General features: G+C 65.6%; 14 protein-coding genes. 5 read left to right on the forward strand and 9 right to left on the reverse strand.

Features of this window, described 5'->3' with window-relative positions:
- Positions 1–55: 55 nt before the first annotated feature.
- The 5 genes from AC50YA_RS21265 to AC50YA_RS21285 form a co-directional block, all read right to left on the reverse strand.
- Positions 56–997: a type IV toxin-antitoxin system AbiEi family antitoxin gene (locus tag AC50YA_RS21265; protein WP_494984168.1), complete on the reverse strand. Its 942-nt coding sequence runs from the start codon at positions 995–997 to the stop codon at positions 56–58.
- A 115-nt stretch (positions 998–1112) separates the two neighbouring features.
- Positions 1113–1406: a DUF503 domain-containing protein gene (locus tag AC50YA_RS21270; RefSeq protein WP_252566875.1), complete on the reverse strand. Its 294-nt coding sequence runs from the start codon at positions 1404–1406 to the stop codon at positions 1113–1115.
- 76 nt (positions 1407–1482) lie between these two features.
- The gene (locus AC50YA_RS21275; RefSeq protein WP_494984169.1) at positions 1483–1800 is read right to left on the reverse strand and encodes a putative quinol monooxygenase; all 318 of its coding nucleotides are present in this window, start codon (positions 1798–1800) and stop codon (positions 1483–1485) included.
- Positions 1801–1832: 32 nt separating this feature from the next.
- A complete protein-coding gene (locus tag AC50YA_RS21280; RefSeq protein WP_494984170.1) occupies positions 1833–2411 on the reverse strand; it encodes a DUF1990 domain-containing protein in 579 nt (192 codons plus the stop codon).
- Positions 2372–2785 carry an MmcQ/YjbR family DNA-binding protein gene (locus tag AC50YA_RS21285; RefSeq protein ID WP_494984171.1) on the reverse strand — a complete coding sequence of 138 codons (414 nt, stop codon included), beginning with the start codon at positions 2783–2785 and terminating at the stop codon, positions 2372–2374. The genes AC50YA_RS21280 and AC50YA_RS21285 overlap by 40 nt, the downstream gene beginning before the upstream one ends.
- Before the next feature lie 45 nt (positions 2786–2830).
- Between AC50YA_RS21285 and AC50YA_RS21290 the strand changes: the two genes are divergently transcribed.
- Positions 2831–3859: an isopenicillin N synthase family dioxygenase gene (locus tag AC50YA_RS21290; protein ID WP_494984172.1), complete on the forward strand. Its 1029-nt coding sequence runs from the start codon at positions 2831–2833 to the stop codon at positions 3857–3859.
- A 46-nt stretch (positions 3860–3905) separates the two neighbouring features.
- Here AC50YA_RS21290 and AC50YA_RS21295 read toward each other — a convergent pair whose 3' ends face one another.
- The gene (locus AC50YA_RS21295; RefSeq protein ID WP_494984173.1) at positions 3906–4331 is read right to left on the reverse strand and encodes a CoA-binding protein; all 426 of its coding nucleotides are present in this window, start codon (positions 4329–4331) and stop codon (positions 3906–3908) included.
- 273 nt (positions 4332–4604) lie between these two features.
- Between AC50YA_RS21295 and acs the strand changes: the two genes are divergently transcribed.
- From acs to AC50YA_RS21315, 4 genes are read left to right on the forward strand one after another with little or no spacing between them, the layout of a single operon-like run.
- Positions 4605–6869: an acetate--CoA ligase gene (acs, locus tag AC50YA_RS21300; RefSeq protein ID WP_494984174.1), complete on the forward strand. Its 2265-nt coding sequence runs from the start codon at positions 4605–4607 to the stop codon at positions 6867–6869.
- A complete protein-coding gene (gene sfnG / locus AC50YA_RS21305; protein WP_494984175.1) occupies positions 6866–8092 on the forward strand; it encodes a dimethylsulfone monooxygenase SfnG in 1227 nt (408 codons plus the stop codon). Before acs ends, sfnG begins: the two co-directional genes overlap by 4 nt.
- Positions 8092–9432 (forward strand): O-acetylhomoserine aminocarboxypropyltransferase/cysteine synthase family protein, encoded by a 1341-nt coding sequence (locus tag AC50YA_RS21310; RefSeq protein ID WP_494984176.1) that lies wholly within the window; start codon positions 8092–8094, stop codon positions 9430–9432. Before sfnG ends, AC50YA_RS21310 begins: the two co-directional genes overlap by 1 nt.
- Complete coding sequence (locus AC50YA_RS21315; protein WP_494984177.1) at positions 9429–9923, forward strand: CoA-binding protein; 495 nt, start codon at positions 9429–9431, stop codon at positions 9921–9923. Before AC50YA_RS21310 ends, AC50YA_RS21315 begins: the two co-directional genes overlap by 4 nt.
- A 48-nt stretch (positions 9924–9971) precedes the next feature.
- Here the strand turns inward: AC50YA_RS21315 and AC50YA_RS21320 are convergent, their stop codons facing one another.
- The 3 genes from AC50YA_RS21320 to AC50YA_RS21330 form a co-directional block, all read right to left on the reverse strand.
- Positions 9972–10814: a hypothetical protein gene (locus AC50YA_RS21320; protein WP_494984178.1), complete on the reverse strand. Its 843-nt coding sequence runs from the start codon at positions 10812–10814 to the stop codon at positions 9972–9974.
- Positions 10811–11362, reverse strand: coding sequence for an RNA polymerase sigma factor (locus tag AC50YA_RS21325; RefSeq protein WP_494984179.1), 552 nt, complete (start codon positions 11360–11362; stop codon positions 10811–10813). The genes AC50YA_RS21320 and AC50YA_RS21325 overlap by 4 nt, the downstream gene beginning before the upstream one ends.
- 242 nt (positions 11363–11604) lie before the next feature.
- The gene (locus AC50YA_RS21330; protein WP_494984180.1) at positions 11605–11946 is read right to left on the reverse strand and encodes a YegP family protein; all 342 of its coding nucleotides are present in this window, start codon (positions 11944–11946) and stop codon (positions 11605–11607) included.
- Positions 11947–12310 lie beyond the last annotated feature (364 nt).

The raw sequence follows: 12310 nt of genomic DNA on the forward strand, positions 1-12310 counted from the left end.
GCTCCGTAACCGCCTTTTTGAACCTTCAGAAGGGCGGTTACGGAGCAATCGTTGCTTAATCACCCTTGCGCCACCCCGCCTGGACCAGAGCCGAGCGAACCTTGGCGACAGCAGGCTTGGCTTCGTTCAGCATGTGCCGCTTGGAAATCCTGACTTCGGTCCAGGCCAGCGCCTCGTAGTTCTCAGAACGCGTGATGTCCCGGACGATCTGCCCTTCGTCGCCGTGCTGTTCACCTTCGTACTCGATCGCGATCCGGTACTTGCGGTAGGACAGGTCCGGCTCGTGATGGCGGAGACCGTCGTCGCCGATGATCGGCACGTTCAACTCCGGTTCCGGCAGCCCCGCCCTGACCATCGCCAGCCGAAGGAGCGTCTCCTGCGGCGAGTCGGAGCCCACCCGGATGAGTTTGATGGCTTCCTTGGCCCTGCGTAGCCCGCGCTTTCCCTTGTGCCTGGCGATCATTCGCTGAAGATCGGCCAAACTGCAGAGCGGCATGTCCCTGTCCTCAAACGCGGCCCTCGGCACGCGCACACAGCTGTCCCCCATGGCCACAAGCTCGTCCATCGTGAGCATTTCCGCCATGTCCAACCAAGTTCGCTCCGGAGTGGTCACTGGAGTTCCGTCAACTGTGGTGACCTCGTCGCTGTAAAGCTTCATGCGGTGCACAATGACATGTGGCCGGTTCAGGTGTGCCGAACCCTCAGGCCTGATGACATGAAACATATCCGGAGTCCCCTTCTGCTGACGCCGCGGCAGCACGAGCATCTCCGCCGCGGTGAGATGCGACGCGGCGCATCGCTCATTGACCTCGATGAAGGGCCGGACTCTGTCACTCAAGGGGAGCTCCGCCGTCGGGCTTTCCGACCGGATCCCCTTGCCGAGGCGATGCAGTGCCCGGTGTCGCAGCCGCTTGTGCGACACTCCGGCGCGCGCCGCCTCGACAACTGTGAACGGACGGACCTGTAGTTCCTCGGGCAGCGGGCGCGGGGTCTTCATGGATTCATCAGACCAGAATGCGGTGTGCGCTGCAGAAGTTATCCACAACCTTCATCGATTGCTCCGTAGGCGCCGTTTTGGGCACGAAAAGGGCGCCTACGGAGCAATCGATGGGTCAGTCCTCGCTGTGGAGCTCCCGCTGCCTTGAGCTGAGCAGCTCAAACTCGGGCCGGGCGGCCACAAAGCGTTCGACGGCGGTGAGTACCTCCACGAGGTGCGCCCGGTCTGCTGCCACCAGGCCTGCCCCCACCTGCGAGCGCCGATACTGTTCATGGTCCCCCACCTCCGCCACGGACACATCGAAGCGGCGCTTGAGCTCGGCCAGCAGCGGCCTGATGACGGAGCGTTTCTCCTTCAGGCTCTGGACGTCACCGAGGAGGATGTCGAATTCAATCCAGCCGATCCACATGCAGTAATCGTATAGATTGCTCCGTAAGAGCCGTTTTGAGGGGTCAAAAGGGCCGCTACGGAGCAATCGATGGGGTTCAGATGGTGAGTTCGCCCATCTGGTCCCAGCCGTCGTCGTCGAGCTGGCGGCTGATGATGCGCGGCGTCTCGGCCAGCGCCTGCGGCATGTCCGCCATGGCCTGCTTGAAGTGGGTGCTGTTGACGTGGTCCCCGGCGGCGTCGTCCTTAAAGGCTTCCACCAGCACAAACTCGTTGGGGTCGTCCACGCTGCGGGACCAGTCGAACCACAGGTTGCCGGGCTCCGCCCGGGTGGCCTGGGTAAAGCCATCAACGAGGCCGAGCCAGCGCTCGGACCAGTCGGGTTTGACCTTGAATTTAACGACGATGAAGATCATGGGTGTTCCTTCCGTTGCGGGGTGTAGATGGGCTATCCCGCGGCGAGCTGACGTGCCCCTTCAACGTATCGCGAAGTGATGTGCCTCTGCGCGGCCCGGGCCAGCAGGCCGCCGGCCTGATAGAACCAGTTGGCGTGCCTGCTGAAGGCCGTGACCTTCAAAAACACCCGCCCGTCGGCCCCGATCTCAACTTCGAATGCTTCCTCGCCGCGCTCCGGGTGGCCGGGCAGCGTCCCATAGCCGAAGCCCGCCGACTGAGGGCCTTTTCCCGGCACCGGCCGGCGGACCCACACCACCTCGCACGGGGCATTGATGCGGAAGGGCCCGACGCCGAACCCGCTCACCACGCGTGCACCGGGGACCACGCCGTCGGACTCGGTCCGGACGCGCAGCCCGGACCTCCGCTGCAGTTCCCAGGTAAGGATTCCGTGCGCCACCCTGCGGTAGACCGCCAGTCCATCGCCAAGGTACTCCCGCGAAACGAAGCAGGGGTAGCCTTCCGGCGCCCAACCGTGTTCGGTGGAGCCGATGCCCGGGTAGTTGAGTTCGCCGGCAACCAGGCGCCTCCCGGTCAACGGGGCCCGCCCGAAGAACCGGACAGCCGCGCCCACCCCAGCTGCTCCTGTTGCTTGCGGCTCAGGGAGGCTACTACCAGGTCGTAGGAGTCCTCCACCATGTCCCGGACCATGACATCGGGCAGGTCCCCGCCCAGCCGCACACCGTTCCAGTGGGTCTTGTTCATGTGCCACGCGCCCGTAATGTCCGGATGGGCGCGCAACTGCTCAGCCAGGGCGGGCTCGCACTTCAGGCTTACGGACAGGCTTGGGCCGTCAAGCGCAGACGCCGCGAACATCTTGGCTTCGTGCCTGGCGCCACCAGCCACAAGGGCCCGGACCTTGAACACGGAAGTCTCGGGACCGAAGGGAAAGTCCTCGAAGGCACCGGGAAATGACAGGCATATTGCCTTGAGTTGCACTGCGTCCATGGACCGAGCCTACAAAGCCCTTCCCGGCGGTGCTAGTCTGCGAAGATGTCACCCGACCAGGCCACCATCCCCGTTCTGGACATGAGCGCCGCACGCCAGCCGTACGGCTCCTTCAGCCCGGAATTCATTGACCAACTGCGGGACGCCGCCCACAACGTGGGCTTCTTCCAAATCACTGGTTACGGCGCCGCCCCCGGCCAGGCCGAGGAGCTGCTGTCCCTCATCAAACGCTTCTTCGATCTGCCCCTCGAGGAGCGGATGAAGCTGGACAACAGGATCTCACCGCATTTCCGCGGCTACACCCGGATGGGCACCGAAATCACGCAGGGACGGGCCGACGCGCGCGAGCAGATTGACTACTCCCCGGAACGCGAACCCGTCCACAACTACCCGGCCGATCAGCCGTACTGGCTGCTCCAGGGGCACAACATGTGGCCCGATGAGGCATTACCGGAGCTCAAGCCCGCGGCCATGGCCTGGGCCGACCTGATGTCCAGTGTGGGCATGGAACTGCTGCGGGGCATCTCGGTTTCCCTGGGACTGCCGGAGGACCACTTCGACGAACCCTTCGGCAACGAACCGGCCTGGATGGGCAAGCTGGTGCATTACGTCGGCGGTGTGGTGGAGGCTGCCGGCGACCAGGGCGTTGGCTCCCACGCTGACTACGGTTTTGTCACCCTGCTCCTCCAGGACGAGGTGGGCGGATTGGAAGTGCTGCCGCCCGGGACAAGTGAATGGGCGCCGGTTGAGCCTGTTCCCGGGGCACTCGTGGTGAATTTGGGCGAAATGCTGGAGGTGGCCACGGAAGGTTTCCTTGCCGCCACGATCCACCGGGTCCAGGCGCCGCCACCCGGCGTGGACCGCTACTCAGTCCCGTTCTTCTGGTCGCCGCGGCTGGATGCCGTCATCGATCCGGTGCCCCTGCCTCCCGAGCTCAAAGCCCAGGCTCGTGGTATCTCCGATGATCCGTCCAACCCGATGCTCGCGTCGTTTGGCCTGAACATGCTCAAGGGCCGCATGCGCGCCCATCCCGATGTGACCGAACGCCACTACCCGGAGCTCATGCAGCGCTGAGCCTGCGGAACCAACGCCGCGGTCACCTGCGCGTGCAGGGAACCAGTCAGAGGTTGTACTTCCACGCCTGCTGCGCGGGGCAAACGTTCATCACCACGTCCAGGCCAGCGGCCTTGGCGCGGTCCACTGCCGCTTCGTCGATAACGCCCAGCTGCAACCACACGGCCTTGGCGCCCACCGCAATTGCCTGGTCCACCACCGCCCCGACCTTCTGCGAATTCACAAAGCAGTCGACGACGTCGAGGGGTTGCTTTTCAGGGGGAATCTCACCCAGCATGCGGTACCCGGTTTCGCCGTGGACGGGGTCGCCGGGAAGGTTGACGGGAATGATCTCCATGCCGAGCCGGTTGCGGATAAACAGCGAGGTGTCGTAGGCTGCGCGCCACTCATTGGTGGTCAGGCCCACGATGGCCCACCGCCCTTTGTTTCGCATCAGGCGCTCAATAACGGCAGGATCGTTGACGTGGCCCATGATGCAAGCGTACATCGTCCCCGGAGCGGCCCCTCGTCGAATATTTGACTGACCGGCGGGCATCAATGCCAGGCATGAACGAATATTACGTTCCAGGGACCCCGATTTGGCGCAGGGCATGCGGTTCAGTTGTAGTGGTAGTGACCATCCCGAGCGGCCGAGAGACCTGGATCGATGAAGCCGCAGCATCCCTGACCAACGCTGTACCCGTTGAGGCGACCATCCTCGGCACACAGCGAAGGGTGCTACCGCCAGGATCGATGGAGCACATCTATGACACCAGAAGTATCTTCTGCCACGCCTTTGCCCACCCTGAGTCCCGCCAGTGCCGCAGCAGCGGCCGCTGAAACGGACTCTCCCGAATCCACTTCGAACGCGACGGCGATCGAAGCAGGGCTGCGTGACGCGCCCGGCCCTTCCAGCAGCTCATCGGGATGGTCCTCGACCGAGCCCAAGGACGTCGCCGTGCACGGCGCACCGTCGGGAGGGCCGGCGCGCCACAGCAGCACAACCCCCGCGCAGCACAAGGCGGAGCACGAAGCCCAGCCGGACAATGTGGCATTTTGGGAGCAGCAGGCCCTCCGCCTGGACTGGGCCCAGCCCGCAGGAATCTCCGGCAAGCCGTGGCACACAGCCCACCGCCGGGTCCCGGCCGACGCCGCCGCCCGAAAAGGCCCGGAGATCACCTGGTTTGAGGGCGGCAAGCTCAACGTCGCCTACAACTGCGTGGACCGCCACGTAGCCAATGGCCGCGGCGACAAGGTGGCCCTCCACTTCGAAGGCGAGCCCGGCGACCGCCGAGCCATCACGTACGCGGAGCTGCAGCGCGAAGTCTCCAAGGCGGCCAACGCGCTCCGGGCCCTGGGCATCACCAAGGGTGACCGCGTGGTCATCTACCTGCCGGTCATCCCCGAAACGGTCATCATCACCCTCGCCGTGGCCCGGATCGGCGCCATCCACTCGCTCGTTTTCGGTGGCTTCTCCGCTGAAGCCCTGAAGTTCCGCGTCGAGGACACGGGCGCCAAGCTCCTCGTGACCACGGACGGCCAGTTCCGCCGTGGTGTCGCCGTGCCCGTCAAGGACAACGCGGACGCTGCCGTCGCCGGTGACAACGCGATCGAACACGTGCTGGTCATAAACCGCACCACGGCGCCCGAGGACCTGGCCGCCGTCCCCATGGCTGCAGGCCGCGACGTGTGGTGGCATGACGCCGTCGGGAGCGCCGCGGAAGTCCACGAACCGGAGGCGTTCGACGCCGAAACGCCGCTGTTCATCATGTACACCTCCGGGACCACCGGTAAGCCCAAGGGCCTGGTCCACACCTCGGGCGGGTACCTGACCCAGGCGTCCTGGAGCTTCGAACACCTCTTCAGCAACCCGGATCCCGCACTCCGCGACCAGGACGTGCACTGGTGCACCGCGGACCTCGCCTGGGTCACGGCGCACACCTACGAGATCTACGGCCCGCTCTCCAACGGCGTCACCCAGGTGATCTTCGAAGGCACCCCCAACACCCCGCACCCGGGCCGTCACTTCGAAATCATCGAACGCTACGGCGTCACGCAGTACTACACCGCGCCCACCCTGGTCCGTTCCCTCATGGGCTGGTTCCCGGACGGCGTGCCGGACACCTACGACCTCTCCTCCATCCGGATGCTCGGCACCGTGGGCGAAGCCGTCAACCCGGAGGCCTGGCGCTGGCTGCGGCAGAACGTCGGCGCTGGCACGGCACCTGTGGTGGACACCTGGTGGCAGTCCGAAACCGGCGCCACCATCCTCTCCCCCGCCCCCACCGACACGGAGTTCAAGCCCGGCTGCGCAGCCCGCCCGCTGCCGGGCGTCAGCACCAGGATCGTGGACGACGCCGGCAATACAGTGCCGCCGGGCGTCCAGGGCTTCATCGTGGTTGACAGCCCCGGGCCCGCCATTGCGCGCACCGTCTGGGGCAACCCCCGCCGCTACTACGACTCCTACTGGAGCCAGTATGTGGAGCAGGGCTGGTTCCTCGCCGGCGACGGCGCCAAGTACGACGCCGACGGCGACATCTGGATCCTGGGCCGCGTGGACGACACCCTGAACGTCTCCGGCCACCTGCTGTCCACCATCGAGATCGAGTCAGCTCTGGTGGCCCACCCGGACGTGGTGGAGGCCGGCGTCTGTCCGGTGGCCGATCCCAAGACCGGGCACGCGATTGTAGCTTTTGTTGTGCTGAAGGCCAATCCGGTGATCGAGCCTGGGGCCACGCCAGCAGGGTTCCCTGACCGAGCTTGCGAGGTTAGGGGGCTGGTGGGGAGCGAGATCCAGGAGGAGCTCCGGAACCACGTCGCCAAGGCGATCGGCCCGATCGCGAAGCCGCGCGACGTCGTCGTCGTTCCTGACGTACCCAAGACCCGCAGCGGCAAGATCATGCGCCGGCTCCTCACCCAATTATTCGAGGGGACCGCCCTGGGCGACACCACCTCACTCCAAAACGAACCGGCGATCGCCGGAATCCAGGACGTCCTGCGCGAGCGGACCCTAGTAAAGGAAAACTCATGACAGACATCAGCAACGTTGCCCGCCTTTCAGAGCCGCTCAAGTTTGCGTACTGGGTGCCGAACGTTTCCGGCGGCCTGGTGGTCTCCACCATCGAACAGCGCACCGGCTGGGACTTTGACTACAACAAGAAGCTCGCGCAGATAGCCGAGAACTCCGGCTTCGAATACGCCCTGACGCAGACCCGGTACGCCGCGTCCTACGGAGCCGACAAGCAGCACGAGGCCACGTCCTTCAGCCTGGCCCTCCTCGCCGCCACCGAGCGGCTCAAGGTGATCGCCGCCGTCCACCCGGGTATGTGGCACCCCGGCGTGCTGGCCAAATACATCATCACCGCGGACCACATCTCCAACGGCCGCGCCGCCGTCAACATCGTCTCCGGCTGGCTCAAGAACGAGTTCACCAACTTCGGCCTCGACTGGCTGGAGCACGACGAACGCTACGTCCGCACCGAGGAATTCATCAAGGTGCTGCGCGGGCTGTGGACCGAGCAGGAATACAGCCAGGCCGGCAAGTACTACAACATCACCGACTTCACCCTGAACCCGGCTCCGGTTGACGTTCCGGGCCGCGCACACCCGGAGATCTTCTTCGGTGGAAACTCGACGGCGGCCCAGGCCACCGCGGGCCGCGTGGCCGACTGGTACTTCTCCAACGGCAAGGACCTGGAAGGCTTCAAGGAAAACATCTCCGGCGTGGTTGCCGCTTCCGGCGAAACCGGCCGCGGACTCCAGGGCGCCCCCGCCGCACTGGCTTCTCCTAGGTTCGGCCTGAACGGCTTCGTGATCGCCCGCGACTCCGAGAAGGAAGCCCGCGATACGCTCCGCGAAATCGTGGCGAAGGCGCACAAGCCTGCAGTCCAGGGCTTCCGCGACGCCGTGCAGGAAGCCGGCGCGTCCACCAAGGACGGCAAGGGCATGTGGGCCGACTCTAGCTTCGAGGACCTGGTCCAGTACAACGACGGCTTCAAGACCCAGCTGATCGGCACCCCCGAGCAGATCGCCGAGCGGATCGTGGAATACAAGAAGATCGGCGTGAACCTCTTCCTCACCGGCTACCTGCACTTCCAGGAGGAAGTCGCAGCCTTCGGCCAGGACATCCTGCCGATCGTCCGCGAACTCGAAGCCGACCTCGCCCGCAAGAACGGCACAGAACTGGACCTGTCAGGGGTTTCGACAAGCTCAACCACCGGCGCAGGCTCAACCACCGAGCTGGCGGCCGTCTGATGGCTGACCGCAAGTTCGGTTTCCGCACGCGCGCCCTGCACGCCGGCGGGACTCCCGACGCCGAGCACGGCGCCCGCGCGGTGCCCATCTACCAGACCACATCCTTCGTGTTCAAGGACACCCAGGATGCCGCCAACCTGTTCGCGCTGCAGAAGTACGGCAACATCTACTCCCGCATCGGCAACCCCACCGTGGCAGCCTTCGAGGAGCGCATCGCCTCGCTGGAAGGCGGCATCGGAGCAGTAGCGACGTCGTCGGGCATGGCAGCGGAGTTCATCACGTTCGCCGCACTGACCCAGTCGGGCGACCACATTGTGGCCGCTTCGCAGCTGTACGGCGGCACCGTCACACAGCTGGATGTGACCCTCCGCCGCTTCGGCGTTGACACCACCTTCGTTCCCGGCACTGACCCCGCGGACTACGCCGCGGCGGTCCAGGAGAACACCAAGGCGATCTTCGTCGAGGCGGTGGCCAACCCGTCGTCGGAAGTCCAGGACCTGGCGGCCCTGGCGAAGGTAGCGCACGACGCCGGCGTCCCCCTCGTCGTCGACGCCACCTTGAGCACGCCGTACCTTGTGCGCCCGATCGAACACGGCGCCGACATCGTGATCCACTCCGCGACCAAGTTCCTGGGCGGACACGGCACCACCCTGGGCGGCGTGATCGTGGAGAGCGGCCGGTTTGATTGGGGCAACGGTAAGTTCCCCACCATGACCGAGCCCGTGGCGTCCTACGGAAACGTCTCCTGGTGGGGCAACTTCGGCGAGTACGGCTTCCTCACCAAGCTGCGCTGCGAGCAGCTGCGCGACATCGGCCCGGCGCTGTCCCCGCTGTCGGCCTTCCAGCTGCTGCAGGGCGTGGAAACCCTCCCGCAGCGACTCGACGAGCACCTCAAAAACGCTAAGGCCGTGGCCGAATGGCTTGAGGCCGATCCCCGCGTGGCGTACGTCAACTTCTCCGGCCTTCCCTCCCACCCGCACTTTGAGCGGGCCAAGAAGTACCTGCCGCTGGGCCCCGGCTCCGTGTTCTCCTTCGGGGTGAAGGGCGGCCGCACGGCCGGCCAGAAGTTCATCGAATCCCTGCAGATCGCCTCGCACCTGGCCAACGTGGGCGATTCGCGCACCCTGGTCATCCACCCGGGTTCCACCACGCACCAGCAGCTGAGTCCGGCCCAGCTGGAGTCCGCGGGCGTGCCCGAGGACCTGGTCCGCATTTCCGTGGGCCTGGAGGACATCGAGGACATCCTGTGGGACCTGGACCAGGCACTGGACGCGGCCTCGGAACCGGTGGTCGAGGTTGTCGAGACCGTGGATTCCTGCACGATTGGAGCGACCGTATGAGCACCGACGAACGTACCTGGACCGGACCTTCCGCTCCGGAGCGCCTGAACCTGCTGCGCGCAGCCACATCGATTGCGATCGTGGGCGCCTCGGACAAGCCGTCCCGGGCGAGCTATTTTGTGGCAACGTACCTGCAGTCGTCCACGCGGTACAAGGTGTACTTCGTGAACCCCGTGGTCAAGGAGATTCTTGGTGAACCCACCTACGCCGCACTGGCCGATCTGCCCGAGAGCCCGGACATCGTGGATGTGTTCCGCAAGCACGATGACCTCCCGGGCGTCCTGGACGAAGCCATCGCCGCCGGCGCCAAAACCCTCTGGCTGCAGCTCGGCTCCTGGCATGAGGACGTGGCCGCGGAGGCGGAAGCCGCCGGGCTCAACGTGGTGATGGACCGCTGCGTGAAGATCGAGCATGCCCGGTTCCATGGCGGGCTGCACCTGGCCGGCTTCGACACCGGCGTGATCTCCTCCAAGCGGCAGCTGCTTTCCTGACCGAAGGACTCTTCCTGACGGACGTGCTGTTCGTGACGGAGAACCTGATTACCGTTTGAACTTATTCCGCCAGATTGAACCGGGTCCGGAACTGCCGGCCCCGGTTTTTTCTGTCAGTGCCGGAGGGACGATGGCTGACGTCAGGTGCTCTCCCGCGGTGGCTGCTTCGGCCAGGGTACCGACCACCTGTTTGCCGGCCTTCTCGAGCTCGGCAGCCGCGTCGGCGGCGGCCTTGGCAGGACCGTTGCCTTCCCGGGTGGCAGCGTCCCCGGAAGCAGCGCCGCCAGGGGTGACGCCAGCAGCGCTCCCCGGCGCCCCGCCGTCGTCCGCCTTTGACTTGCCGGGCGACGTGTCGTTTCCACGGCCGGCCGGCTCCGTGCCCCGGTCCTGCCCTGCATTTTCCGGGCCGTTCCCTGGCAGGGCAGCTTCCGGTTCACCATTTTGTGGCTGTGCCGGCGCTGGGCCGTCGGGGGAGGCCGGCCCCGCGGGCGGCGGATCCTCCGGATTGGCGGCAATCCCACTGGCGGCGGGAGTCCCCGCCACGGTCCAGGCGGGAGCCCAGTCCTGCAACAACTGCTGAATGGAGCTGCTGGCCTGCGCGTTCGGAACGGTCCCGGTGGCGGCCACGCCGGTGACGCCCAGCCCCATCCCCGCGATGACAGCCAGGCCCACAACGGTGGTCCGGTGCTTGCGGAGCAGTCGGTGCCGGGCGAGCAGGTGCGTGTGGCCTGAGAGCAGTGCCGCCAGTTCAGGGCCGGGCTCGGGGGCCGGCAGGGAGGCAAGGGAGGCCAGCGCGAGCAAAGCGGCGCGGAGCTCTCCGGCATCCGGCTGACCGGCGTCGAGCAGCATTTCATCCACGGTCCGGATCAGGGAGCTGGCATTGGAGGTCATGGCGCCACATACTCCTTCACTGCGGACTGCTCGCGCAGCCGGATCAGTGCACGGCGCTGGAGCTGCTTGACGGCGCCTGCACTCTTTCCCATCACAGCGGCCGCCTGGTCCACTGTCAGGCCCGCGACGAGGCGTAGCGACAGCACTTCCCGCTGCTCATCCGGCAGCTCATTCAGGAGATCCGCGACCTCACGCGGGGAGATCCGCTGCAGCACTTCATCCTCGGCGGATGACTCCACGCGTCCGTCCAGGTCCGGTTCGAACGGGAGTTCAACGGGGGTCCGGCGCTGCCTCCGGTGATCGTCCACCATCCTGGCGTGCGCCACGGAAAAGACAAACGTACGCAGCCCGGCGACGCCGCCGGTAACCGTCCGCAGCCGAGGCAGGACGGCGAGGAAGACTTCCTGCATAACCGCCTCCGCATCTTCTACCCCGCGGGCTGTGAGGTAGCCCAGGACCTGTGACGCATAGGTTCGATACACGATGCTGAAGAGCTCCGGATCGTGGGCGCGCGCACGCAGAACGTCGTCTGTCAGTGCATCGGTCACGGACACAGGGCCTTCGGTGGAGGGGACTGGGCTTGCTCAGCTTGGGGCCCGCACGTCATACGCGGAATGCCCTCGCCAGCTAACTTTACCCTCCAGTAACAAAAGAGCCGGGCTGGAACATGATGGGGGACAAGTTCCAGACCGGCGCTTCATAGGGGTAATCGCTCCAGGCACCGCAGGGGTTACGCGGTCGGACAAAAAACTTTCCGGGACCGTGACGCCGGGATGGGTTCTTGGGCTGCCTATGTCCAGCGCGGCGCAGCCACCCTGCGGCGTGGTGTCTTGGCAATGACAAAGGTGTGCGCCCTGGTAGCGGGAACGCGCTGGTCCCCACAGTTCGGCTGGGGTTGGGCGTGGCCCGGCACAGCGGCAGCCGCGGCGGCGGTCGGTGCAGCTTTGGCGGCCGGGCAGAGATCAGTGACCAGCCCTGTTCCGGCGCATTCGCGGACGGCAGTGATCCCGGCAGCTACTGCGGCTTTGTCGTCAAAGGCGCCGGACACAGCCATCACTGTGCCGTCCGGTGCCGTGAGGCGGAACCTGAAACGTGAATCCGAGTCCAAGAAAACTTCAAACTTCCCGGCCATGATAAATCCTTCCGGTCTGAGGGTCCCGTCCGGGCGGCATCTTCGCCACGGGCGGTCCCGGAGCATCGCTGCGTCCGGCACCTGCGGGTCTGGTCGAATGATCAACTGATCAGTTCAGGGTGTGCTTAAGAGTCTGTCCGGCCCGCATACAGCCTCACAAGACCGGCCGCGTAAACCCTGTGTAAATTGCGTACAACCCCCACGCAGACCCGCGGAACAAGGGCGGGCACCGCTCCCACCCCAAGTAGGTCGCAGTAAGTGACCCTTCTATAGTTGTCAAACACAGCTGGGGTTCGGGTTTGGCGCGTTGAGGGTTCGGTAGATCCGTCGGGCGAGATAGCGTTTCACGCATCGGCGGATTTCC

It is taken from the genome of Pseudarthrobacter sp. RHLT3-21 (assembly GCF_059383495.1).